The sequence below is a fragment of the Streptomyces sp. NPDC088252 genome, assembly GCF_044740965.1.
Taxonomy (GTDB): Bacteria; Actinomycetota; Actinomycetes; order Streptomycetales; family Streptomycetaceae; genus Streptomyces.
Genome location: NZ_JBIURS010000008.1, coordinates 269,629 through 292,246 on the forward strand (window position 1 = coordinate 269,629; position 22,618 = coordinate 292,246).

Sequence of the window (22,618 nt, forward strand, 5' to 3'; positions counted from 1 at the left end):
CGGCCCCGGCGTCCGTCATCCCCGGCGACTGCACGCGCGGTACTCCTTCGCCCCCGAAGTGCGCGTTGCCATTACGGCAACGATTGTTGTCACTCGATGCGCGCCGGTCGCAGTCTGGTGCCGGGCCGAAGACCATCGAGACCATCAGGAGGCCACACGATGACCACCCACGAAGGCGTCGGGGCAGCACTGGGCGGCGACGACAACGCGCCGCCGAGGAACCGAGTCCACCACGTTCGATCCGGCGAGCTGGACGGCTACGCCGCGATCAGCGGCGGCACGGTCGGATCGAAGAAGCTCTGGATGGGCCGGGTGGAGAACCCGCCGCTGAGCGCGACGGACAACCACCATCACGGCGAGTCGGAGGCGGGGATCTACGTGGTCAGCGGCCACCCCGTGTTCGTCTTCCACAACGGCACGGAAGAGGTACGGATCACCGCGGATCCTGGCGACTTCCTGCTCGTCCCCCCGTTCGTCCCGCATCGCGAGGAGAACCCCGACCCGAACGAGCCCGTGGTCGTGGTGATCGCGCGGACCACGCAGGAGCCGATCAAGGTCTCCCTGCCCGAGCTGTACCAACTCAATGAGACGGAAACGCAATAGGCGGGGGCCCGGTCCACGCGAAGTCGGGCCGGACCGCCAGGTCCGCCCCGGCGCCGGGGGCCGTGGGCCGGGGGCCGGGGACGAGTAGATTCGTGATCGCGACACGCTGCCGGGCTCAGGCGACCGTCAGCAGCCCTGAGAACGACGAGGGGGGAAGCGTGGCCAGGATCGCTGCACTGTCGTACTACCCCGTCAAGGGGTGCGCCGGCACCTCGGTGGACGACGCGGCATTGACGCCCGCGGGTCTTGCCCACGACCGGAGCTTCATGGTCACCGGCGCAGATGGCGTGTTCCGCAGTCAACGCCGCCATCCGCAACTGGCGCTGACCAGACCGGAGATCAGCTCCGACGGTGGGCGCCTCACATTGCGCGGCCCCGGCCTTGACCTGCTGACCATCGACGTCGACACCTTCGGCGCGCGCCGGGACGTGGAGTTGTTCGGGGCCCCGTACAAGGGCATCGACCAGGGCGATCAGGCCGCCGGATGGCTGTCGGAGTTTCTGGGCGCGCCGACCCGGCTGATGCGTGTGCCGCCGGAACACAACCGGGTAACCGATGGCCGGACGCCCGGCACCTCCGGTTACGCCGACAGTTGCGCCGTACATGTCCTCTCCCGGTCCACTCTGGACCTGCTCAACGAGCGGCTGGCCGAACGAGGAAGCGCGCCACTGCCCATGGACCGTTTTCGTCCGAATATCGTCATCGAAGGCTGGGACGAGCCCCACGTCGAGGATCGGGCACGCCACATCACCCTGGGCGAAGCGGAGTTGGGCTACGCCAAACCGGCCATCCGCTGCGTCGTCACGGTCGTCGATCAGAAGGTCGGCGCAAAGGCGGGCCCCGAGCCGCTCCGCGCGCTCGCCGACTACCGGCGGGCTGCCGAGGGGGAGTCGCGTTCGGTACGAAGTGCGCTGTGCTTCGGCCCGGAGAACTGTCCGTGGGCGACCAGGTGATCGTCGGTTCATGGGGCGAGCCGGAACTGTAGGGGGAACACCTGACCGGGGGCGCAGGCCCGGAACAGCGGCAATGGGCCACTCTTGCCGAGCCGGTCGTCACCGGCCCGACGGGCGCTGCCCAGTCGGTGACTCCGCGGCCTTCACGTCCGCCGAGTGCGAGAGTGCGGCCGGTTCCGGTGCCTCGACCGAGCTCGCGGCTCCCTCTCGCTCCCAGCAACGGATCACGGAATCCGCGGCAGAACAGATTTGGCGAACATCACACTTCGACAAAACCGACACATCAGGCATTTCGCCCTAAAAATCGAGGGTTCTCATCTCCGGGCCCCGTAGGGTCACCGTGTCCTATGAATTGGGATTCGATCCGGTTTGACCGCGCCCCGCATCCCGTTCATCGGTGATTCTCCGCGGCCCGAACAGATGCCGGGGCGGGCGACCCGCTGCAGCCATGTCGCTGAGCGGTGGCGACCACACACTTCAGTGGCCCGGCTCGCAGCCGACCGCGGGGTCCGGCGACATGACCTATGGCACACGCGAGACAGGACACAGCCCTCATGTACGGATCACGCATAACGACCTGCTCGCGGCCCGCTCTGGCAACTGCCCTCGCCGCAGCCTCGCTGCTCACCATGTGCGCCGTGGCAACCCCGGCCTCGGCCGACACCGTCAGCGCCTCGGCGGGTGGCGCGAAGGTCGTCTGCACCTCGAAGAAGCCCGGCCTGGCCGCCCAGCTCGCCCACGACATGGCCGGTGCGCTGGCCGGGCGGGAGGGCACATCGTCGCTGGCCCTGTACGACCGGGCCAGCGGAACCACCTGCGGACTCAAGGCCGACACGCACTTCGACTCCGCCAGCGTGGTCAAGGTCTCGGTGCTCGGCGCACTGCTGCGGCAGGCCGAGGAGGCGCAGCGGAAGCTGACTCCGCATGAGGTGGAACTGACCACCGCCATGATCACCAAGTCGGACAACGACGCGACTTCTGCCCTCTGGCACCAGATCGGTTCCGCCGGCTTCAAGAAGTTCCTCGCGCTGGCCCGCATGGACCACACCGTTCCCGGTACGGGGCGGAGCTGGGGCCTCACCCAGATCACCGCGGGCGACCAGCTCCGGCTGATGCAGTTGCTGACGACAACGGAGAACACGGTGCTCGCGCCCTCCTCGCGCAGCTACGCGCTCGGGCTGATGAATCACGTCGTCCCGGGCCAGAGGTGGGGAGTGCCTGCCGGATCGCCCGCCACGGCGACCGTGCACGTCAAGAACGGCTGGCTTCCGCGCGCCACCGACGGGTGGCGGGTGAACAGCGTGGGCGCCTTCACCGGCAGTGGTCACGACTACGCCATGGTCGTCCTCTCGACCGGCAACCGCACCATGGACTACGGCGTCGCCACGGTCGAGGGGGCGGCCCGTCTCGTCCATCGCGACCTGGCGGCTGCCGCTGCGACGGCGAGCCGCTGAGCACAGAACCTCCGAACGGAGAACCGTCCGGGGCACGGCGGGTCCGCGCGGTGCGAGCCGGGTGGGGACCGGCGTGCGGGTCGTGGTGCCCGGCGCGGGGCCGGACACCACGACCGGCTCCGTGGAGAGCCGTCGGTGTTGCGGCGTCGGTGCGGCCGCGGACGCCGGTCCGGCCGGCGTCCGATCCCGGCGTCGCACGCCGCCGCTTCCCGCACCGCGGAGTCACGTCGGGCCCTGTTCCGGCGTGGTCGGTGGTCAGCCGCCGTGCTCCACGAGGCCCGCGACGACGACGGTCTCCGCCACGGTGCCGGGGATGTCCTCCGGTGCCGCGCGCAGGATGTCGCGGGAGAGCACCACGAAGTCGGCGGCCTTGCCGACCGTCAGCGAACCACGTTCGTTCTCGAGGAAGTTGGCGTACGCCGAGCCCATCGTGTAGCCGTGGACCGCGGCCTCCACGCTGATCGTCTCCTGCGGCATCCAGGGCTCCCCACCGCCGAGGGGCCGCCGCGTGACGGCCGTGTGGATCCCGATCATCGGGTCCATCTCGGCCACGTTCCAATCGCTGGAGAGCGCGAGCACGGCCCCCGCCGTGTGCAGGCTTCGCAGGGGCCATGCCTTGTGCCAGCGTCCGGCACCGATGTTCTCCGCCCAGTCCTTGCCGGGTCCCGCCACCTCCGGGGCGCTGTGGCGCGGCTGCATGCACGCCACCACGCCCAGTGCGGCGAAGCGCGGCGTGTCGTCGGGGTCGAGGCACTCGACGTGGACGATCTGGTGGCGGGCGTCCCTCGGTCCGTTGACCGCGCGAGCGTGCTCGACGGCGTCGAGGACGGTACGGATCCCCCTGTCGCCGGTCGCGTGGACGAAGCACTGGAAGCCGCGGGCGTCGAGCTTCGCCAGCAGGCTCGCGAACTCCTCGGGCGGGTAGAAGGTGTCGCCGCTGTGGTGACGGCAGCCCGCGTACGGTTCGAGGAGGGCTGCGGTACGCGGCTCGACGACGTCGTCGATGTAGAGCTTGAGCGGTCCGACCCGCATCCTGTCGTCGGCGTAACGGCGGGCGGCGGCGGCGAAGTCGTCGAGATCGGAGTCCGAGGTACCGCGCGGGTGGAAGAGGGCCGCGACGATCCGGGACCTGAGCCGGCCCTCGGCGCGTGCGCGTGCGAAGAGGGCCAGGTCGTCCAGCGAGTTCTGGGGTTCGACCACGGTGGTGATGCCGAACCCGATGGCGTCGTCCAGGGACTTGGTGAGGCGTCCGTACTGCCGGTCGGCCGAGGCCCACGGCAGGCCGAGCGTCCGAAGGGCACGGTGGCCGTCGCGGGAGAGGCCCTTGACGGCGAAGTCCGTGATGAAGCCGGTGGGCTCCCCCGTGGCCGGGTCGGTGGCGGCTTCACCGAAGGGCAGATCGGTGTGGTCGCGGTCGATGCCGAGACGGCGCAGGGCCGCGGTGTTGACCCAGGCGGTGTGCACGTCGTAGCTCAGCACGAAGGCGGGGACGTCACCCGTGGCCGGGTCGAGATCGGCGGCGGTCGGCATCCGGCCGTCCGGGACGGCCGAGTAGTCGAAGGCCTCCGCCTCGATCCACTCGGCGTCGGGGTGGGCCGTACGCCAGGCCCGGATGCGGGCGTGGACCTCGTCGAGCGTACGGGCGCCGGAGAGCTGGACGCAGGCGTCGTCCGAGCCGAGCCGGACGTGGTTGTGGGCGTCGATGAACCCGGGCAGGACCAGTTTCCCGCCTGCGTCGATCACCCGGGTGTCCGGCCCCGTCCATCCCGGCGCGTCCGCGTCGGGACCGAGCCAGGCGATGCGGCCGTCGACCACCGCCATCGCCTGCGCCTCGGGAAGCGCCGGGTCGACGGTGTGGATACGGGCGTTGCGGAGGACGAGGTGGGCGGCCATGGCCATATGAGGTGACTCCTAGTGGTACGGGTGTTTCGACGGGGCCGTGCCGCGCGAGCCCGACGCGGGCGTCGCACGGCGGCCGTTCAGGAGGGGTCGGTGTGCGGCGCCACGGTGCGTCGGGCGAGCACCCAGTAGACGGCCCCGGAGACGAGCGAGCCGAGCAGGGTCAGGTCGGCGCCGCCCAGAGGGGCCACCAGCGGGCCCGTCCACAGCTCGGAGTCGCAGGTGAGCGTGGCGAAGACCATGCCGGCCAGGAGCGCGGCCGCACCGGCGGGGTGGAAGCCGGACCGGTACCAGTAGGCGCCGTCCGGTCCGGCGTGCAGGGCCGGCCCGTCGTAGCGGCAGCGGCGCATCAGCATGTCCGTGAGGAACACCCCGCCCCAGGGCGCGAACACGATGATCAGCAGCGAGAGGAAGGACAGCAGCGAACTGGTGAAGTCGGTGAGGAAGAGCGCGCAGAGAGAGCCCGCGGCGGTGACACCCGCACTGATGACGATGGCCTTGGAGCGACTCCAGGGGACGCCGAGCACCTGAAGGTTCAGGCTCGACGAGTAGAGGGTGACGATCGAGTTGGTCACCGAGCCGCCGAGGACGAGGGCGAGGAAGAGCGTCTGGAACCATCCCGGCAGCAGTCGTTCCGTGCCGGCCACGGCGTCGGTCATGTCCGTCTGTGTGGCGGCGGCCGCCCCGGCGATGCCCAGGGCGACCGACGACACGAAGCCGCCGAGGGCGCCGTACCAGGTGAGCGACCGCATCGAGGTCGTCCTCGGCAGGTAGCGCGTGTAGTCGGCCGGCATCGGAACGTAGCTGAACGGCCCGGCCAGCATCACGACGAAGGCCAGGCTCCACCCGGACGCCCCGGGAGAGACGGCCGCCCCGGCCGTATCGGCGCCCGGCAGCAGGAACACCAGGAGCGCGGCGAAGCCGACGGCGAGGACGTACGCGATCCAGCGCTCGGCGAACTGGACGGTGGCATGGCCCCACAGCGCGACGACGAAGGTCAACGCGAGTGTGATCAGCAGCGCGAGGGCCCGCCCGGTGCGGCCGGACCCCACTCCCGTGTCCGCGAAGAATGCTTCGAGTGCGAGCGTGCCGACGACGGTGTTGAGGATCGTGTAGCCGATGCTGACCACCCAATTGAGCATCCCGGCAGGCCAGTTGCCGCGAACGCCGAAGGGAGCTCGGGAGATGACCAGGGTGGCGGTGCCGGTGCGGACGCCGCTGAGCCCGGCCGCGCTGATGGCGAAGAACGACAGGCCGCCGAGGACCACGACACCGGTCGCCTGCCAGAAGGACAGGCCGAAGGCGACGGCCAGGGCACCGTTGATGACGTAGGTGAAGGTGAGGTTGGACCCGAACCAGAGCCAGAACAGGTCCTTCGCGCTGCCGTGGCGCTCCTCGTCGGGAATCGGGTCGATGCCGTGGGTCTCGACCTGGAAGACCTGGTCGGCGGCGCCCGTCGACCCTCCCACCGCCCTCGTGGTCGTGTCCTGTTGCGTCATGCGGCCTGCCCCTCGTCCGTTCGTGGCCCGGCAGCCGGGCACCTCACTTTGAATGTCGTTCTAGAAGTTAGAACGGCATTCAAGATGTGCTCCCGGCACCTCGTCAAGACCTCTGCGAAGATCGGCCGCGAAGGGGGACAGCCCTTAAGGTCGTCACCGAGCACACGGAGGAGGAGGCGCGGCGTGACAACGACGGCGCGACGGCGCGACGGACATCTGGCCCGGGAGCGGATGCTGGAGGAGGCGATGGTCGCCATCGCCGAGGACGGCCTGGCCGGGCTCACCATGTCGGCGCTCGCCAGGCGCCTCGGCACCAGCGGCGGCCACATCCTCTACTACTTCGGCAGCAAGGACCTGCTGCTCCTGGAAGCACTGCGGTGGAGCGAGAACGCGCTCACCGATGAACGCCGGGCGTTGCTGACCAGGCGGGTCGGCATCGAGCGGAAGCTCGAACTCTTCCTGGAGCTGTACCTTCCCCGTGGACCGCGTGACCCGCGCTGGACGCTGTGGATCGAGCTGTGGGCGCGCACGGCGTCGAACGAGCCGCTGCGCCAGGCCCAGGCCGAGATCGACCGCGGCTGGCAGGACGACCTCGAATCACTCCTCGCCAAGGGCGTGCGGCAGGGCCGCTTCGCCGCGGACCTGGATGTGACGACCCGCGCTTCCGAACTCCTGGCCCTGCTCGACGGGTTGAGCACCCGCGTGGTCCTCGGCCAGGGCGGGGCGGGGCGCGACAGCGCGCTGCGCATGGCGATGTCCGTGACCGCGCGACTGGTGGAGCGGGAGTGAGTGTCGGCAGAGCGTGTGCGGGGCGGTCGGCCGGTCAGGGGGTGGTCAGCTCGCCGGCGCGCAGGGCCGCGGTGACGCCGTCGTCCATCAGGAGGTCGGCTCCCGTGATGAAGCCGGCCTGACGGCCGAGGAGGAAGGCCGCTGCCTCGGCTACCTCGTCGGGCGTGCCGAACCGTCCGGCGGCCGATACCTCGCGGACATCGCCGAGCCCGTCATCGCACCCGTCCCGGGCGGCCGGTTCTCATCGGATGCGGGCACACGCCGGGATGACGGCAGCCCGGAACCGCATGGGGCTTCCGAGCCGTACGCCGAGAGACGGGGTGCCATGTCATGAGGCGCCGGCGTGCCGCGAGTCCTCAGGCCGGCGCGTAGCCACGATCCCGCACCAGCTCGTGTGCAAGACGGGTGAAGGCGCGGGCAGCGGCGCTCTCGTAGCCGCTCTCCCTTCGCAGCAGAGTGGCGATGCGGGTGGGGAGGGGAGGGTCGACCGGAATGGGGGTGAGGTGGAGGTGGTCGTCGGTGATGGCGTCGGGAAGAACGGTGGCCAGCAGCCCGGTACGCCGCACGATCTCCGTGAGGGCCTGGATGCTGTTGGCCTCCACGGCGATCGGCGGGCTGACCTGATGATCGGCGAAGTAGCTTTCGACATGGCCACGGGTGGCGAAGTCGCTGCTGAGCAAAGCGAGTTGCTGGTCCGCGAGCTCGCGCACCGGCAGCGGCCGCCCGTCGCGCGATCCGTTGCGCTGCGCGCTGACGACCAGGCTGAGTGTCTCGGCGAAGAGCGCGCTCGCGACGATGCCGGGCAGATGGGTTCCCGCGAAGGCGATGCCGAGATCCAGTTCGTCGGCCAGCAGGCTTGCCTCGATGCGGTCCTGCGTCATCTCCCGCACTTCCAGCGTGATACCGGGGTAGCGGGTGTGCAGCTCCTGCGCGAGTGGGCCGATGAGATAGGCGGTGAACGTCGGCGTCATCGCGAGGCGCAGATGGCCGCGGGAGAGGTCGGCGACGTCGAGCACCGCACGGTCGGCCGCGGCCAGCTCCCGCAGTGCGCGCCGCGCGTGGCGCACGTAGACCTCACCCGCGTCGGTCAGGCGGACGCTGCGGCCGCTGCGGTCGAGCAACTGGACGCCGACGGCACGCTCCAACTGCTTGATCTGCTGCGACAGCGTCGGCTGCGAGATACGCAGCTCTTCCGCGGCACGGGTGAAGTTGCCGTGCTCGGCCACCGCGATCAGGTAGCGGAGGTGACGTAGTTCCGGGCCCATGCCCGAATTATAGTTCGGGTCGATCGACAATCCCGAAATTGCGCCGTGGAACCTATGGAAGCTGCCATCACCGGCACGCCCCGGCTGCTGCCCTCTGCTGCTGCCTGCGCAACGAATCGGGAGGCGCCCGACGGGAAGTGGCGCGCGAGACGACCCGGCATCTCGCGCGATCCCGGGCGAGCACCCTGTCGTCGAGGCGCCGGGGCGGGGTGAGAACGCCGCCCCGGCCGCCACGTCCCGCGGGTCAGTCCTTCTCCACGTCCGTGGTGGTCAGCGACGCGTACCGGTGGGGATCGTTCCTACGGATCCGAAGCGCGACGCAGAGGCCGGCCACCAGGACCAGGGGCAGCGGCGCCAGGAGGGCGACGTTCGTCATTCCCGTCTCACCGGTCAGCAGATCGAAGTGGCAGACGGCCAGGACCGTCAGCACGGCGAGTCCGGCGAAGGACACGAGCGGTGCCCAGACCACCCGGGCCGCGGACATCCCACGCCGGTCCCGGCGGAAGAAGGCCCAGACCGCGAGTGCGGCCATGGCCTGCATGAGCATGATGCCCAGGACCGCGGTGCTGTTGGTCCACAGGAAGACCACGGTGTAGGGGTCTGCGGCCAGTGCGGCGCCCGCCAGGACGACCAGCAGGTTGAAGGCGGTCTGGGCGATCACCGCCCCGCTCGGGGATCCCTGTCGCGCGGAGACCCTGCCGAGGTGCCGGGGCAGGAGTCCTTCACGGCCGAGCGCGTAGAGGTAGCGGGCGGCGGCGTTGTGGAAGGCGAGCGCGGCGGCGAAGGCGCTGACGACGATGAGTGCGTGCATGGTGTCGGACAGCCATGCGCCCACATACAACTCCCCTGCCTGGAAGGTGAGATCGGGTCCGGCTGCGGCACGGGCCATCGTCACGGCCATGTCCGTGCCGAAGGCGCCCATGATCAGCCAGACACCCGCCGCGTAGAAGAGTGCGAGGAAGCCGATGGCGATGAAGGTGGCCCGCGGCACGGTGCGGCGTGGGTCGCGGGCCTCCTCGGCGTAGATCGCGGTCGCTTCGAATCCCGTGAAGGCCCCGATGACCAGCACGAACATGCCTGCGATTCCGCCGCCGGCAAGTATGGTGGGGTCGAAGGAACCCAGGTCGAGAGCGGCGGTTCCGCGCTTGCCCAGAATGCCGCCGTCCATGACGAGCAGGGAGAGCACCTCAAGCACCAGGGCGATTCCGAGGACCTTGGCACTGAGTGTGACCCTGAGCCAGCCCAGCACTCCGACGGCAAGGACGCAGACGACGGAGAGCGCCCACCAGGGGACGTCGGTTCCCGTGGCGTCCCGGATCGCCCCGGCGGCGAAGTAGCCGAAGGCGGCGGCGACTCCGGGGGTGATGAGGTTGTAGGAGACGACGGCCACATAGGCGATGCCGACACCGAGCGTGCGGCCCAGACCTCGGGCCACGTACGCGTAGAAGGCACCGGCGTTGCGTACGTACAGGCTCATCGCGGTGAATCCGGCCGCGAAGAGCACCAGGAGCGCTCCGGAGATCAGGTAGGCGAGCGGGGCCCCCGGGCCGCCGATCCCGATGGCGAAGGGAGCCACTCCCGCCAGCACGGTGAGCGGGGCGGCGGCCGCGACCACGAAGAAGACCAGGTCGAAGGTGCCGATCCGGCCGGCGGCGAGGCGCGTGCCGGTGACCCCGTCCGGACCGGCCGGGGCGGGCGCGTCCGTGTCGGGCGTGCTCACGGCGGCCGTCGGGTGCGGTTGGGCTCTCATCGCTCTCCTCGCACGTCGGGGGCACCACCGGACGGGGCGGCTGCGTGCGGTGCGGGGCCGACGATCCTGCCGTCGTGGAGCACCAGCAGGCGCTGCGGGTGGGCCGCGACCGCCTCGGGCACCCCGCCCGCCGCGACCGCCACCAGGTCGGCGCGACGCCCCGGCGCCAGGCCGTAGTCGCTCAGGCCCAGCGCGGCGGCGGCATCGTCGGTCACCAGCGAGGCCGCGTACCGCAGTTCGTCATCACTCATCAGGCCGCCCTGCAGGCCGATGATGGTGGCGCGTTCGAGCATGTCGGCGGTGCCGTAGGGCCACCAGGAGTCGCGGATGTTGTCGGAGCCGGCGAAGACCCGCACGCCGCGGTCGCGCAGGCGCAGCACGGGAGGCATGGAGTGGCGCGGTCCATTGGTCATGATCGCCACCCCGGCCGCGGCCAACGCGTCTGCGGTGCGGTCGAGTTCGGCGTCGTCGACGTCACCGAGCGCGTAGGCGTGGCTCACGGCGACGGTGCCTCCCAGCCCGAGCGCGGCGGTTCGCTCGGCGATGGCGCGCAGTTGGAAGGTACCGGTCTCGCCGCCCTCGTGCAGGTGGATGTCGATGCCCGCACCATGGCGCTCCGCCAGCCGGAAGACGATGTCCAGCTGGCCGTTCACGTCGCCGTCGAATCCCGCCGGGTCGAGTCCGCCGATCAGGTCGGCACCCTCGGCGAGCGCGGCATCGAGCAGGTCCGCGACGCCCGGCTCGGTCACCACTCCGCTCTGCGGGAAGGCCACCAGTTGAATGCCGAGCCGGTCGCGGAACCGCTCGCGTACGCCCAGGAGTTCGTGCAGGCTCTCCAGTCGCACGTCCGGGTCGATGTCGACGTGCGAGCGGACATGGCCGGTGCCCAGCGCCACCATGCGCTCAGCCAGTGCCGTGGCGCGATCGGCGACAGGGACGCCGATCTCCTTGCGCAGGGCCCGTTCGTCGGCGATCTGCTCGCGCAGGGTGGCGGAGGCCCGGTGCGGCTGCCAGGGTGCGCCCAACAGCGTCTTGTCCAGGTGGGCGTGCCCGTCGACCAGGGCGGGCAGCAACAGCGCTCCGTCGAGGCGGACGGCCCCGGCGTCACATCCTGTGCGGGAGTCCCCGGAGGGTTCCGACCGGTGGTCCTCGACGGCCGTGATGCGTCCGTCGCCCAGGAAGACGTCGACCCGGCGGCCATCGGCCAGGGTGGCGTCCACGAGGACGGTCGGCGCGGACAGGATCGACGACGGGGTGTCGGCATGCTGCGACACGGTTCCTCCAACTGTTCGTACGTCTCACGCCATGCCTCACCACCGGCTGCGGCCGGGAAGATGCTGGTGGGCGGCGGGTATCGACAAGTTAGCTGGTATACCGAATACCAAGCAATGGTTGCCGGGGATCGGTTTTCCCCGTCTGCGATGATCAGAGACATCCGGGCCCGCCCCCGGTCCGCCCAGCCGCGCATGGAGCCGCACCCATGACCACCCGTCGCCCCGACCGCCGCGCCTCGATCGGCGACACCCACCAGTCCCTGCGGGACCGGGTCTACACCGAGCTGCGCGAGCGGATCATCGAGGGCGAGTACCCGGCCGGGCACCGGCTGGTGGAGCGGGAGCTCGCCGAGGAACTCGGCGTGTCCCGGATCCCGCTGCGGGAAGCGATGCAGCGGCTGGAGTCGGAGGGATTCCTCACCGTTCAGCCCCGGCGCGGCTCGGTGGTCGCCGATTTCGGGACGGAGGACGCCGAGCACCTCTTCGACGTACGCGAAAAGCTGGAGGGCCTGGCCGCAGGCCTGGCCGCCCGTCGGGCCACCGATGCCCAACTGCGCGACATGGAGCACCTGTTGACCCGCAGCCGCAAGGCCTCCGAAGCGGGTCGGCTGCGCGAGGCGGTCACCCACAACGCGGACTTCCACCGGCGGATCGTCGAGGCGTCCGGCAACCCCCTGCTGCAGGACCTGATGAGCCCCCTCGACGCACGTCTGCGGCGCCTGTTCCGCCTCACTTCCGCCCTCGACGACGGTGACCCGATGTGCGGCGAGCACGAGCGGCTCTACGAAGCCATACGCGACCACGACGCACCACGGGCCGAGGAGCTGGCCCGCGCACACGTTGCGGGCACGCGCGCCTCCGCGATGCGCTACCTGTCCTCGGGCACCGCCGGGAACCAGGACGGTTCGGCGCAGTCCTGACCGCGAATCCCACCGCGTAGGGAAAGGCCCCGCCCACACCCCCGTCCGACCGCGCCGCGCCACGCCCCGCCGCACACGCCATCCGTATCCGGTCGCCGGTTCCCGAGCGCGGCACCCGGCACTGGACACCCGGCACACCCCGGCGCATTCCGAGGGCGATCAGCATCCGAGCCCTGACGGACTCCCCACACAGTGAGCCATAGATGCGATCAATAGATGTAATGGATAACAAGTCTTGGACACTATAGATACAGCTCATGCATGGTGAACTACGTCAGCCCGTCGGGCCGGCAATCACCGAAGGGAGTGACCATGCACGACCTCACAGACGGCCCTGCCCGTTTCCGCCGCGACGTCTTTCCCGCCAAGGCGGGGCTGTTCGCCCGTCTGGCCACGACCCACCGGCCGAGGACGCTGTTCATCGGCTGTTCCGACGCCCGCGTGATCCCCGAACTGATCACGCAGAGCGAACCGGGCGAACTGTTCGTCATCCGTACCGCAGGCAACCTGGTCCCGGCCCACGCCGCGGTCCCGGACGGTGTCGCGGCGAGCATCGAGTACGCCGTCGCCGTGCTGGGCGTGAGCGACATCGTCGTGTGCGGCCACTCCGCGTGCGGAGCCATGACCACGCTGGCCGAGGACCACGATCTCAGCGCCGCACCGGTGATCGCGGGCTGGCTGCGCCACGCGGACGCCGCACGCGCCCGTGCCGCTGCCGGCCCCACCCTACCGGGCACGTCCGCGGTGGACGCCCTGGTGCGGGCCAATGTGGCCGCACAGCTGCAGAACCTGGCCACCCATCCCTCGGTGGTCCACGCCCTGGCCGCCCGGAAGCTCACCCTGCGCGGCTGGGTGTTCGACATCGCGAGCGGCGCCATCGAGACGGTCGACGCCGCCATGGCCCCGGCCCGACCCGCCACCCGCTGAACTCGCCGGCCACACCTCGGGGCCGGTGCCGCAGAAAGGAATCCTTCTCATGACACACGCCCAGTTCGACCCCACCGCCCGCCGGCTCGTCGCCGCCGCGGCGGTCGAGGCGAAGACTCGCAAGGACCTGACCTGGCAGCAGATCGCCGACGCCGCGGAGCTGTCGGTCGCGTTCGTCACCGCCGCCGTCCTCGGCCAGCACGCCCTTCCGGAGAAGGCCGCCAAGGCCGTCGCGAAGCTGCTGGACCTGGATGCCGACGCGGTGATGCTGCTGCAGACCATCCCGACCCGCGGATCGATCCCCGGCGGCATTCCGACCGACCCGACCATCTACCGCTTCTACGAGATGCTCCAGGTCTACGGCACCACTCTCAAGGCCCTCGTCCACGAGCAGTTCGGGGACGGGATCATCAGCGCGATCAACTTCAAGCTGGATGTGAAGAAGGTCGCAGACCCCGAGGGCGGTGAGCGTGCCGTCATCACACTCGACGGCAAGTACCTTCCGGCCAAGCCCTTCTGACGGACACAACCACGGCGGGCCGGTGCACACGCCACGGCCGTCTCCGGCCCGCCCTCTCCTTTCCTCGTGACTCCGCCTGCCCGCCAGGCGCCGAATTCCGCCGGAGGACCCGCATGGACTTCGCCCAGCGCACCATCGACATCGCCCGCCAGAACGTCGAAGAGGGCGGGCGCCCCTTCGCCACCGTCATCGTCAAGGACGGTGAGATCCTCGCCGAAAGCCCCAACAAGGTCGCGCAGACCTCCGACCCCACCGCCCACGCGGAGATCCTCGCCATCCGTGAGGCCTGTAGGAAGCTCGGCACCGAGCACCTGATCGGCACCACCGTCTACGTGCTCGCCCACCCCTGCCCGATGTGCCTGGGGTCGTTGTACTACTGCTCCCCCGACGAGGTCGTCTTCCTCACCACGCGTGACGCCTACGAGCCGCACTATGTGGACGACCGCAAGTACTTCGAACTCGCCACCTTCTACGGCGAGTTCGCCAAGGACTACGCCGAGCGCCGCCTGCCGATGCGTCACGATCCCCAGGACGCTGCCGTCGACGTCTACCGATTGTGGCAGGAGCGGAACGGCGGCGAGCGCCGCGTCCCCGGCGCACCGACCGCCGGCTAATGCTGTGGTCGGAAAGGTTTGCCGGGAAGCTCGCAGCGTCCGGCGCGGTGCGTCGCAGGGCGGAGGATCGCCCTCGTGCCGGACGCGCTCGGGGGATGCGACAACGCGGCGGGGCGCCGTGCCGGACGCCGCGAGCCGGTGAACCTTTCCGGTCACAGCACCAGGGCTCGTCGTGCGGATCAGGCCGGGCTCGCGTGGGCCGGTTCCGCCTCCGCGACGCACCGAACGCCGACACGACACGACCGGCCACATCCGCGGCGCGGGGGCCGGTCGCGCCCGATCCTCGGGTACGACCGGCCTCCGGGCACGGCGCATCGACCGTTCGGCCGACACCGCAGTCCCCCGGACCGCCCCACTCCCCGATCCGCTTCACCGACCACGGGCCCGCGCCCGGCATGAGACTGGATGCGGCGGCGCCCACCCATCCACCCGGTCCGTCATCTTTGCGCTTCCCACCGGTCGAAGGCCTCGGGTACCCGCCGGCGCCCGAGCCGAGAGAGGAACCATGACACCCGTACGGCACTCCGTCCGTCTGCTCGCGGCGCCGGCAGGCGTGCTCGTGCTCACCACCGCCTGCACCGCCCAGTCCGGCAGCGACACCACCGCCCGGCAGCGAACCGCTCCGGCCGGGCCCACCACCCCCTCACCCGCGAAGTCGCCGACGCGTGCGCCGACCCGCTCCCCCGCAGATCCGGCGGCCGACCGGGACCTGCTCAGGGCGGCGCGCTCCGGCGCCACGGACGCCGTACGCGATGCCATCGAGCGCGGTGCCGATCCGGAGACCCGCGACGAAATGGTGTGAGCCGCTCCAGCCCGCCCAGCAGAAGGACTACACCGAGATCGCACGGATGCTGCGCGGGTAGGAGCGTTCGCGTCCGAGCTCGTGAAGGACCGCGATGCCCGACCAGCGGCGTGGCGGATGCCCTCAGGGGCCGGATGTGGAGGTGACGGACCGCAGGGCGAGCTCTCTGCTCTTGCGGACGTGGAGCAGAGTGATCGCCCCGGCGGCCTCGACGTCTCCCGCGGCGATGCGTTCGTACATTTCACTGTGCTGCGCGCGCATGGGCGCGGGTTCCGTGTTCAGCCCGAACAGCAGGCGCAGCTGCCCGTTCAGCCGCTGCATGAGCTGGGCCAGCAACGGGTTGTCCGCCAGCGCCACGATCCGGTCGTGGAAGGCGGTGCCCGCGTCGTTCTCCCGGGTCCGTTCCCCCGCTGCCGCGGCGGCCTCGGCCTGTTCCAGTGCGACCCGCAGGGCCGCCAGGTCAGCGGCCTCCCCGGCCGAGGAGAGGGCCACGCGGCGGGCCGCGAGGCGCGATGCCTGGATGGCCAGCGGCTCCCACACGTCGTACAGATGCTGCACATCGGAGCGCTCCAGCCGGCGCACTCGCACACCGCTGTGCGGCAACAGGTCCAGCAGGCCTTCTTCCACCAGCGCACGCAACGCCTCGCGAACCGGCACCCGCGACATCCGAAGGTCCTCGGCGATCTCGCGTTCCACCACACGGGCGCCCTGCGCGTAGCTGCCGTCGATGATGCGTTCCCTGATGGCCCGGCGCGCGAGCTCGCTCAGTGGCGTGCGCGGCGCGGTGGCCGACGGCTCTCCTCCGTCGTCCTGCCGGTCGGTGCTTGCCGTCACGTACGGCGTCCTTTCTGTGCCCTCTCGTCCGCCCCGGTGCCCACGAGTCGCTGAGCCCTCGCGGACACCGGACACCCCGTCACCCTATGCGGGTGGGCCGACGACGGGGCGCCGCCCGGTGCGGGACGGCGGGACGGCGGGACGGGGCGGTCATGTCAGCTCGCCGTCACGCGCCACCACGCGGCCGCCGTGCACCACCACGTCCCGTGCGGGCACGTCCACCAGCACCTGTGGCAGGCACTCGGCCCGCATCAGGACGAAGTCGGCCGGAGAACCCGGCGAGAAGTCGGCGCGGGGCAGCCGCATGACATCGGCGCCACCGTGCGCGCCGACCTCGTAGCAGGCCGCCAGCTCCTCGTCGAGGCGCACATCCGTGACCCAGCCGAGGAGGTGTGCCCGATGGAGCATGTCCGCGTTGCCGAAGGGGCTCCAGGAGTCGCGCACCCCGTCCGAGCCGAGCCCGACCCGTACGCCGTGCTCCCGCAGTCTCGCGATCGGCAGGACGAGCGACTCGCTGGGCGCCACGGTGGTCAAGGAGATGTCCAGGTCACCGAGGTCCTCCGCCATTGCGGCCAGTTCGGTGTCGGAGAGGCCCGGCAGGCAGAAGACATGGCTGACGGTCACCCTGCCCTGCAAGGACAGGGTCCGGGTTCGGTCGATGATGCCGCGCAGCACCGTCAAGCCTTTCTCGCCCCGGTCGTGCAGATGGATGTCCACGCCGACGCCGTACCGTTCCGCAAGGCCGAAGACGAGGTCCAGCTGCTCGTCCATCGCCTGGTCGAAGCTGATCGGATCGATCCCGCCGATCATGTCCACGAGCCCGCTCCGAGCCGCCTGCTCGAGCAGTGCCGCCGTGCCGGGAGCACGGACCACGCCATGCTGCGGAAAGGCCACGATCTGCACGTCGAGCGCGTGCTTGAGCCGCTCGCGTGCCTGCGCGAGTCCCTCCACGCAGGTCAGTCCGTAGGCCGGAGCGATGTCGGCGTGTGCCCGCATCGCCCGCGTTCCGCGGGTCACGGCGTGTGCCATGAGCCCGTGGGCCCGCTCTCCCACCGTCCGGCGCTGGCTGCGGAACAGTTCCACGTCCTGGGCTGCGAAGTCGGCGATGCTGTTGGCCGGTTCGCGCGAGACCCATGAGCCGCCCCACGTCGTCTTGTCGGGATGGATGTGCGCGTCCACCAGGGACGGCAGGGCTATGCGCCCACCACCCTCGATCACCCTGGCTCCCCGGGGGGCCTGTTCGCCGGTGATCCGGCCGTCGACGACGGTGAGATCCACGGGTTTCACCACGCCCATCGGCCGTACGTCACGGAAGATCACCGCATGGCCGGGACGGCTGCGGGGGCCGGCCTGGGCGGACGGTGCGGCCGCGGACAGCGCGACACCGGCGCCCGCGAGAGAGGCGGCGCCGGCCAGGACACCGCGCCGGGACATCGGGGAGGGAGGAGGCGTCATCAGGATTCCTTCGGTTCGGGGAGAGGCAGCGGCAGAGGCCGCTTCGGGTCGTCGGCGACGGCCCATCGGCGGAGACACCAGGTCTCAGAAGCGGAAACGAGAGGCCTTGAGGGCCAAGCCCGCTCGCACCACGTGCGGTGGCGTTTTGAGCACGGACACGTCGGCGAGCGGATCGCCGTCCACCACGATCGCGTCACCGGCGAAGCCATGGGCGAGAGGGCCCACCGTCCGCTGAAGACTGAGGAGTTGGGCGGATCGGGTCGTGGCCGCCCGGATCGCGTCGAGCGCCGAGAGGCGTGAAGCGCTGGCGCCCTGGCGGACCGCCTCTCGCGCCTCGGCGGCGGTGTTCAGATGGATGTGCGCGTCCACGAGTCCGGGCAGCACCCGGCGTCCGTGCGCGTCCAGGCGGTGGGCATCGTCCGGGACCTCGACCCGTGCGCGCGCCCCGGCCTCGCGCGCGATGCCCGCACGGATCACGACGACGGCGTCCTCGGTGACGTCACCGGTCGCCGGGTCGAGCAACGTGCCTCCCTCGATGACCAGGTCGCCCGCACGAGCGACCGCGCTCCCCGGGCCGTGTCCGGGTGCCGCCGCCGGCGGGGCCGCGGACAGGGCCGCGACGGTGCCCGCCGGAGCGGCGGCCCCGGCGAGCACGCCGCGCCGCGTGACGCGGCCGGGCGGGGGCGGCACGGAATCGACACACATGGCGGGCTCCTCGATATGAGATGTACGGCCGGGCCAGTTTGTATACCAAGACATGTTACGAGACAAGAACTCGCACAGTCATCCGATAGATATGCCTGATGGATCACCTACATGCAGCCCCTTCATCGCTTCTCGGTATACAAATGAACGCGACAGTCCGGCACGCGCGGCAACAGCCGTGGGCGACCACGGACAGGAGCGGCATCGGACTGACAAAGGGGCGGCCGGAAGAGCCGCTACGGAGTGCGCATCGGACGGATCCCGCCCGGCGCCGGGCAGCGGTGACGCCCGGGCGTTGTCCCGGCCGCCTTCCGTCCCTCGTCGGCGTGCGTCGCAGCGCGACGTGCGCTTCTGCCGCGAAGGCCCCGTCGATGTTCCGGTCATGCGGCCCGAAGAGGGAGATTCCGCCGTGCGCGGGGAGGAGGGCGGCCGGGCGGAGAGGCCGTGGGGGGGCATCAGAGGAGGGACTGCCGCCGAGCGGTGGTGAGGGGCGCCCGGCCTATCGGAGCACAGCGCGTGCGGACGGCCCGAGGGCATGCGAGCACGAACCCGTCGCCCCGGTACCCCTTCGATCACGCCTCGCGACCGGTACGGGCACCCGGATCGGGCTCGTCAACGGGGCCGGCCGCGTGAGGCCGCGTGAAGGTGTCCGCCCCGTCCCCGCCGGGCAGCGGGCCCGGACACCCTCACACCTCGGTCAGACGCCCGCGGCGCGCGCCGCCTCGTAGACCTCGGTCGCCACGTCGATCAGTTCCGCGGCGTCACGCGTCGCGCCCTGGAGGTCCAGCAAGAACTCCGGCACGCCCGTTTCCGCATGCGCCACCAGGTCCTCGACGATCTGTGCCACGCTCCCGTGGAAGGGCTGGCGGCCCGTGCCCTCGATCGGCTTGGCGCTGTACCGCGCATTGGCTCGGGCGCAGACGTCGAGCGGACGCCCCCGTCCTCGCTCGGCGGCCATGTCCTGAACCCGCTGCCACTGTTCGGCCAGCTGAGCGGCTCCCGCGGCCACGGGCATCCAGCCGTCCGCCCGGTCCACCAGCCGGCGATTGGCACGCGGGCTGTTCGCGGGCAGGTAGACCGGAATGGGGCGCACCGGCTTGGGGCCGACCTCGGACGGGGCGATGGTGGTCAGCTCGCCCTCGTAGGAGACGGGGTCCGGTCCCCAGACGGCCGCGCACACGTCCAGCAGTTCGTCCAGGACCGCGCCTCGCCTCTCGAAGGGCGCGACGGATGCGGCCGCGTACTCGTCCAAAGACCATCCCGTGCCCAGGCCCGCGACCACTCGCCCACCGCTCGCCACATCCAGTGAGGCGAGGGAACGGGCCAGTTGGAACGGCACGTGCAACGGCGCGACCAGGACGCTGGTCCCGAGCCGCGCCCGGTCGGTCGCCGCGGCGGCCAGCGCAAGGGTGACCAGCGGATCGGCGACACTGCGATATTGGTCGGGCCACGGCAGTCCCGGCACACCGTACAGCCCCTGGGTCGCGGGCTCGGGAAACAGCACGCGCTCGAAGACCCACAGACTCGCGTACCCGGCCTCCTCCGCCACGCGCGCGACGGTGGCCACATCGCGTCCGATGTCGTACTGCTTCATCTGCGGGAGACCAAGACCGAGTGAGACCGTCATGTACGCACTCCTTCACGATGACCATGGGGCAACTACCGTAAGGTACCCACTTGTTCCTTGCCCGGCGCGCGTTCAAGCGTGTCGAGGCCCCGTGGGGCGGACGGCCGACCACATGTTCCCGGGACCGGCCCGAGTGTGCGGGTCTCGTGCGCGTCCGCCCGTGCTCTCCCCGGCGGACACCAGCGGACTACGCTGAGGCGTCCGGGTTCTCGACCACCGGGGCACCGGCTCCGGCCGGTGGTCCTGCGGATGCCAGGGGGAGACGAAGCGATGACCACCGACCGGCGCACAACGGAGTGGACGGCCGCGCTGCACCGCGCGACCGGGCTCACGAACCGACGCGTGATGACCGCCTGGGACGCGATGCGCATCCGCGCGATTCTGGCCGTCGCTCTCTATGTCCTGGCGATCCGCGATGCCGTCCCCGCCGACCGGGTGACGCTGGACAGCCTCGGCCGGTTGCTCGCGGACCCGGACCGCCTCCACGACACGGTCGCGGAACAGGCGGGCGGCCCCACGGACCCCGCTGCCGAGGAGTGGGCCTGGCTCAACACACCGCTGCGCATGTGCTCGCACGTCCCGGAGCCACCGATGCCCCGGACCAGTCTGAACGCCTGTCTGGACGAAGCCCGCCTCCGCGTCGAGCGCGCCCTGAAACCCTGAGGGCTGTCCCGTTCGGATCGTGCCGGGCTCGCGTGACGCGGGGACGCGCTCAGCGAGGCAGCGTGACCAGCCCTGTTTCATAGGCGGTGATCACGAGCTGAACCCGGTCCCGGGCGCCCAGTTTGGTGAACAGCCGTGACACGTGCGACTTGGCGGTGGCCACCGTGATGAAGAGATCCTCTGCGATCTCGGTGTTCGACCGGCCGCGTCCGACCAGGGTCAGCACTTCCCGCTCCCGCTCGGTGAGGCCTTCGACCGGCCGTGGGGAGCGCTCCGGGGCAGCCACGGGGCGCCTGACGAAGTCCGCGATCAGACGGCGCGTGACACCCGGCGCGATCAGCGCGTCGCCGTCGGCGACGACTCGGATCGCCGCGAGAATGTCGTCCAGCGCCATGTCCTTGACCACGAAACCGCTCGCGCCGGCCCGGAGCGCGCCGTAGACGTGGTCGTCCTCGTCGAAGGTGGTCAGGACGAGGACACGCGTGGCCGTCGGCCCGGCGGTGATCCGCCGAGTGGCCTCGATCCCGTCCATGCCGGGCATCCGGATGTCCATCACCACGACATCCGGGCTGACCTCCCTGACCAGTTGAACCGCGTCGGTGCCGGTGGCGGCCTCGCCGACGACCTCCAGGTCGGGTTGATCGGCGATGAGCACACGCAGACCGGACCGCACCAACGGCTGGTCGTCGGCGAGCACGACCCGGACGGTCATCGGGCCTCCGCCAGAACGGCGACGGGTTCGGGCAGCGGCAGCCGAGCCGCCACCCGGAAGCCGCCCTCGGGACGCGGCCCGGCACTGAGATGGCCGTGCAGCAGACCGACCCGCTCCCGCATGCCGACGATGCCGAAGCCATGTGCCGAACCGTTCTCGGCGGCGCCCCGCCCGTCGTCGACGACCTCCACGGACAGCTCCTCGTCCCCGTAGTCGATGGCCACCCGGCAATGCCCGGCGCCCGCGTGGCGGACCACGTTGGTCAGCGCCTCCTGCACGATACGGTAGGCGGACAGATCGATGTCGGCCGGCAAAGGGCGCTCCTTCCCACTGCGGCGCACATCGACGCGTACCCCCGCGTCGGCGGTCGCCGCCGCCAGTCGTTCGACGTCCGCCAGACCCGGCGAAGGCGCGAGCGGGTCCTGCTCCGGGTCCGCCACGCCACCCGGGTCGGCCTGCCGGAGCGCCACCAGCGTGCGCCGAAGCCCCGACAGAGTCTCTCTGCTGGTGGCCTCGATCACTCGCAGCGCCTCGCGCGCCTCCGCGGGCTGCGTCCGCATCACCCGGCTCCCCACCCCTGCCTGGATGGCGATGATGCCGATACTGTGCGCGACCATGTCGTGCAGCTCCCGCGCGATCCGCAGCCGTTCGGCGGTCACGGCCTCGACCACCTCCTGCGAACGCAACGCCGCCGCGTGCTCGCGACGCTCGCGACTCAGCAGACCGACCATGCAGGTTGCGGCCATCGCCAAGAAGGCGATCACACCATTGACCGTCAGGTTGTCCCCGTGCGCGAAGCCGCCGATCAACAGAATCTGCGCAGCGAAGGACAGCGCCACGGCGACGATCGACGCTCGCCGCGTGCGGGTGGCGACGATGAAACCGAGGACAAGATCCACCGCCGCACAGGGCAGGAACTCGCCCTGAAACGTCACCGACCGGCTCGCTGGGGCGGAGCCGGAAGTCAACACCACCACGACGGTGGAACCGAACAGCGTCATGGCCAGAGCCATCAGTGGTGCCCGTCGCAGCACACCGACGAGCAGGCTCGCAGCGAGCAGCGACCCGACACCGTGGACCGTGCCCGAGGCCCGCGGCGCACCTCCTACCAGCAGAACCGGCGCGAAGAGGTACAGGACACCCCCCGCCCGGGCCATGGCCTTCGATCTCGTCATCGGCGGTGTGTCCTTTCCGGAGGGAGGTTGCGAGGCGAAAACGCGCGCAGGCAACGGGGTGGCCGGCGCGGCGTCCCCGCCGCGACATTAGCCAGCCACCGCCCGCGCGGCATCGACCCGGGGATGTACACCCGCGGGCTGACCCGGCCGCGCGATTGCCATCCACGGCCCCATGCCC

At 70.9% G+C, this 22,618-nt stretch carries 20 protein-coding genes and 2 pseudogenes; 10 read left to right on the forward strand and 12 right to left on the reverse strand.

Going from position 1 to position 22,618, the window contains the following annotated elements; translation table 11 throughout:
* Positions 1 to 159 precede the first annotated feature (159 nt).
* The 3 genes and pseudogenes from ACIOHC_RS19055 to ACIOHC_RS19065 all read left to right on the forward strand — a co-directional run bounded on the left by ACIOHC_RS19055 (position 160) and on the right by ACIOHC_RS19065 (position 3,010).
* A complete protein-coding gene (locus ACIOHC_RS19055; protein ID WP_351082208.1) occupies positions 160 to 603 on the forward strand; it encodes a cupin domain-containing protein in 444 nt (147 codons plus the stop codon).
* Between the two features lie 158 nt (positions 604 to 761).
* Positions 762 to 1,588: pseudogene (locus ACIOHC_RS19060) on the forward strand (MOSC domain-containing protein).
* Between the two features lie 597 nt (positions 1,589 to 2,185).
* On the forward strand, positions 2,186 to 3,010 hold the full coding sequence (locus tag ACIOHC_RS19065; protein WP_351082267.1) for a serine hydrolase: 825 nt from the start codon (positions 2,186 to 2,188) through the stop codon (positions 3,008 to 3,010).
* Between the two features lie 255 nt (positions 3,011 to 3,265).
* Here the strand turns inward: ACIOHC_RS19065 and ACIOHC_RS19070 are convergent, their stop codons facing one another.
* Both ACIOHC_RS19070 and ACIOHC_RS19075 read right to left on the reverse strand, forming a co-directional pair.
* Positions 3,266 to 4,909 (reverse strand): amidohydrolase, encoded by a 1,644-nt coding sequence (locus ACIOHC_RS19070; protein ID WP_365692877.1) that lies wholly within the window; start codon positions 4,907 to 4,909, stop codon positions 3,266 to 3,268.
* 80 nt (positions 4,910 to 4,989) lie between these two features.
* Complete coding sequence (locus tag ACIOHC_RS19075; protein ID WP_365692879.1) at positions 4,990 to 6,408, reverse strand: cytosine permease; 1,419 nt, start codon at positions 6,406 to 6,408, stop codon at positions 4,990 to 4,992.
* 183 nt (positions 6,409 to 6,591) lie between these two features.
* On the opposite strand from ACIOHC_RS19075, the gene ACIOHC_RS19080 reads away from it, so the two are divergent.
* Positions 6,592 to 7,197 (forward strand): TetR/AcrR family transcriptional regulator, encoded by a 606-nt coding sequence (locus tag ACIOHC_RS19080; protein ID WP_351082218.1) that lies wholly within the window; start codon positions 6,592 to 6,594, stop codon positions 7,195 to 7,197.
* A gap of 34 nt (positions 7,198 to 7,231) precedes the next feature.
* On the opposite strand, the pseudogene ACIOHC_RS19085 reads toward ACIOHC_RS19080, so the two are convergent.
* The 4 genes and pseudogenes from ACIOHC_RS19085 to ACIOHC_RS19100 form a co-directional block, all read right to left on the reverse strand.
* Positions 7,232 to 7,402, reverse strand: a pseudogene (locus tag ACIOHC_RS19085) (SDR family oxidoreductase); the annotation flags it as partial.
* Positions 7,403 to 7,553: 151 nt separating this feature from the next.
* Positions 7,554 to 8,462: a transcriptional regulator CynR gene (gene cynR, locus ACIOHC_RS19090; protein ID WP_365692881.1), complete on the reverse strand. Its 909-nt coding sequence runs from the start codon at positions 8,460 to 8,462 to the stop codon at positions 7,554 to 7,556.
* A gap of 244 nt (positions 8,463 to 8,706) precedes the next feature.
* Complete coding sequence (locus ACIOHC_RS19095; RefSeq protein ID WP_365692883.1) at positions 8,707 to 10,212, reverse strand: APC family permease; 1,506 nt, start codon at positions 10,210 to 10,212, stop codon at positions 8,707 to 8,709.
* A complete protein-coding gene (locus ACIOHC_RS19100; RefSeq protein WP_401843260.1) occupies positions 10,209 to 11,486 on the reverse strand; it encodes an amidohydrolase family protein in 1,278 nt (425 codons plus the stop codon). The genes ACIOHC_RS19095 and ACIOHC_RS19100 overlap by 4 nt, the downstream gene beginning before the upstream one ends.
* Positions 11,487 to 11,692: 206 nt before the next feature.
* Between ACIOHC_RS19100 and ACIOHC_RS19105 the strand changes: the two genes are divergently transcribed.
* The 5 genes from ACIOHC_RS19105 to ACIOHC_RS19125 all read left to right on the forward strand — a co-directional run bounded on the left by ACIOHC_RS19105 (position 11,693) and on the right by ACIOHC_RS19125 (position 15,269).
* Complete coding sequence (locus ACIOHC_RS19105; protein ID WP_365692887.1) at positions 11,693 to 12,406, forward strand: GntR family transcriptional regulator; 714 nt, start codon at positions 11,693 to 11,695, stop codon at positions 12,404 to 12,406.
* A gap of 312 nt (positions 12,407 to 12,718) precedes the next feature.
* Complete coding sequence (locus ACIOHC_RS19110) at positions 12,719 to 13,333, forward strand: carbonic anhydrase (RefSeq protein ID WP_401843261.1); 615 nt, start codon at positions 12,719 to 12,721, stop codon at positions 13,331 to 13,333.
* A gap of 49 nt (positions 13,334 to 13,382) precedes the next feature.
* On the forward strand, positions 13,383 to 13,853 hold the full coding sequence (gene cynS / locus ACIOHC_RS19115) for a cyanase (protein ID WP_401843263.1): 471 nt from the start codon (positions 13,383 to 13,385) through the stop codon (positions 13,851 to 13,853).
* Between the two features lie 113 nt (positions 13,854 to 13,966).
* Entirely contained in the window at positions 13,967 to 14,467 is a 501-nt protein-coding gene (locus ACIOHC_RS19120; RefSeq protein WP_351082229.1) for a nucleoside deaminase, read from the forward strand.
* Between the two features lie 505 nt (positions 14,468 to 14,972).
* Positions 14,973 to 15,269, forward strand: coding sequence for a hypothetical protein (locus ACIOHC_RS19125; RefSeq protein ID WP_365692890.1), 297 nt, complete (start codon positions 14,973 to 14,975; stop codon positions 15,267 to 15,269).
* A 123-nt stretch (positions 15,270 to 15,392) separates the two neighbouring features.
* On the opposite strand, the gene ACIOHC_RS19130 is transcribed toward ACIOHC_RS19125, so the two are convergent.
* The 4 genes from ACIOHC_RS19130 to ACIOHC_RS19145 all read right to left on the reverse strand — a co-directional run bounded on the left by ACIOHC_RS19130 (position 15,393) and on the right by ACIOHC_RS19145 (position 19,890).
* Positions 15,393 to 16,103, reverse strand: a complete 711-nt coding sequence (locus tag ACIOHC_RS19130) for a GntR family transcriptional regulator (RefSeq protein ID WP_351082233.1) — start codon at positions 16,101 to 16,103, stop codon at positions 15,393 to 15,395.
* Positions 16,104 to 16,253: 150 nt separating this feature from the next.
* Complete coding sequence (locus ACIOHC_RS19135; protein WP_389638648.1) at positions 16,254 to 17,558, reverse strand: amidohydrolase family protein; 1,305 nt, start codon at positions 17,556 to 17,558, stop codon at positions 16,254 to 16,256.
* 84 nt (positions 17,559 to 17,642) lie between these two features.
* Positions 17,643 to 18,263, reverse strand: coding sequence for an amidohydrolase family protein (locus tag ACIOHC_RS19140; protein ID WP_389638647.1), 621 nt, complete (start codon positions 18,261 to 18,263; stop codon positions 17,643 to 17,645).
* 697 nt (positions 18,264 to 18,960) lie between these two features.
* The gene (locus ACIOHC_RS19145; RefSeq protein ID WP_401843264.1) at positions 18,961 to 19,890 is read right to left on the reverse strand and encodes a TIGR03619 family F420-dependent LLM class oxidoreductase; all 930 of its coding nucleotides are present in this window, start codon (positions 19,888 to 19,890) and stop codon (positions 18,961 to 18,963) included.
* A gap of 270 nt (positions 19,891 to 20,160) precedes the next feature.
* Here ACIOHC_RS19145 and ACIOHC_RS19150 point away from each other — a divergent pair, with 270 nt between their 5' ends.
* Positions 20,161 to 20,553, forward strand: coding sequence for a hypothetical protein (locus ACIOHC_RS19150; RefSeq protein WP_365692896.1), 393 nt, complete (start codon positions 20,161 to 20,163; stop codon positions 20,551 to 20,553).
* Between the two features lie 49 nt (positions 20,554 to 20,602).
* Here the strand turns inward: ACIOHC_RS19150 and ACIOHC_RS19155 are convergent, their stop codons facing one another.
* Complete coding sequence (locus tag ACIOHC_RS19155; RefSeq protein ID WP_351082242.1) at positions 20,603 to 21,265, reverse strand: response regulator transcription factor; 663 nt, start codon at positions 21,263 to 21,265, stop codon at positions 20,603 to 20,605.
* Entirely contained in the window at positions 21,262 to 22,440 is a 1,179-nt protein-coding gene (locus tag ACIOHC_RS19160; protein WP_401843266.1) for a sensor histidine kinase, read from the reverse strand. Before ACIOHC_RS19160 ends, ACIOHC_RS19155 begins: the two co-directional genes overlap by 4 nt.
* Between the last annotated feature and the right edge of the window lie 178 nt (positions 22,441 to 22,618).

Excerpts from the sequence above, each read along its gene's own strand:
- ACIOHC_RS19055 (WP_351082208.1), top strand. The coding sequence starts at position 160 with ATGACCACCCACGAAGGCGTCGGGGCAGCACTGGGCGGCGACGACAAC.
- ACIOHC_RS19065 (WP_351082267.1), top strand. The coding sequence starts at position 2,186 with ATGTGCGCCGTGGCAACCCCGGCCTCGGCCGACACCGTCAGCGCCTCG.
- ACIOHC_RS19070 (WP_365692877.1), bottom strand. The coding sequence starts at position 4,909 with ATGGCCATGGCCGCCCACCTCGTCCTCCGCAACGCCCGTATCCACACC.
- ACIOHC_RS19075 (WP_365692879.1), bottom strand. The coding sequence starts at position 6,408 with ATGACGCAACAGGACACGACCACGAGGGCGGTGGGAGGGTCGACGGGC.
- cynR (WP_365692881.1), bottom strand. The coding sequence starts at position 8,462 with ATGGGCCCGGAACTACGTCACCTCCGCTACCTGATCGCGGTGGCCGAG.
- ACIOHC_RS19095 (WP_365692883.1), bottom strand. The coding sequence starts at position 10,212 with ATGAGAGCCCAACCGCACCCGACGGCCGCCGTGAGCACGCCCGACACG.
- ACIOHC_RS19105 (WP_365692887.1), top strand. The coding sequence starts at position 11,693 with ATGACCACCCGTCGCCCCGACCGCCGCGCCTCGATCGGCGACACCCAC.
- ACIOHC_RS19110 (WP_401843261.1), top strand. The coding sequence starts at position 12,719 with ATGCACGACCTCACAGACGGCCCTGCCCGTTTCCGCCGCGACGTCTTT.
- cynS (WP_401843263.1), top strand. The coding sequence starts at position 13,383 with ATGACACACGCCCAGTTCGACCCCACCGCCCGCCGGCTCGTCGCCGCC.
- ACIOHC_RS19120 (WP_351082229.1), top strand. The coding sequence starts at position 13,967 with ATGGACTTCGCCCAGCGCACCATCGACATCGCCCGCCAGAACGTCGAA.
- ACIOHC_RS19125 (WP_365692890.1), top strand. The coding sequence starts at position 14,973 with ATGACACCCGTACGGCACTCCGTCCGTCTGCTCGCGGCGCCGGCAGGC.
- ACIOHC_RS19135 (WP_389638648.1), bottom strand. The coding sequence starts at position 17,558 with ATGACGCCTCCTCCCTCCCCGATGTCCCGGCGCGGTGTCCTGGCCGGC.
- ACIOHC_RS19140 (WP_389638647.1), bottom strand. The coding sequence starts at position 18,263 with ATGTGTGTCGATTCCGTGCCGCCCCCGCCCGGCCGCGTCACGCGGCGC.
- ACIOHC_RS19145 (WP_401843264.1), bottom strand. The coding sequence starts at position 19,890 with ATGACGGTCTCACTCGGTCTTGGTCTCCCGCAGATGAAGCAGTACGAC.
- ACIOHC_RS19150 (WP_365692896.1), top strand. The coding sequence starts at position 20,161 with ATGACCACCGACCGGCGCACAACGGAGTGGACGGCCGCGCTGCACCGC.
- ACIOHC_RS19155 (WP_351082242.1), bottom strand. The coding sequence starts at position 21,265 with ATGACCGTCCGGGTCGTGCTCGCCGACGACCAGCCGTTGGTGCGGTCC.
- ACIOHC_RS19160 (WP_401843266.1), bottom strand. The coding sequence starts at position 22,440 with ATGACGAGATCGAAGGCCATGGCCCGGGCGGGGGGTGTCCTGTACCTC.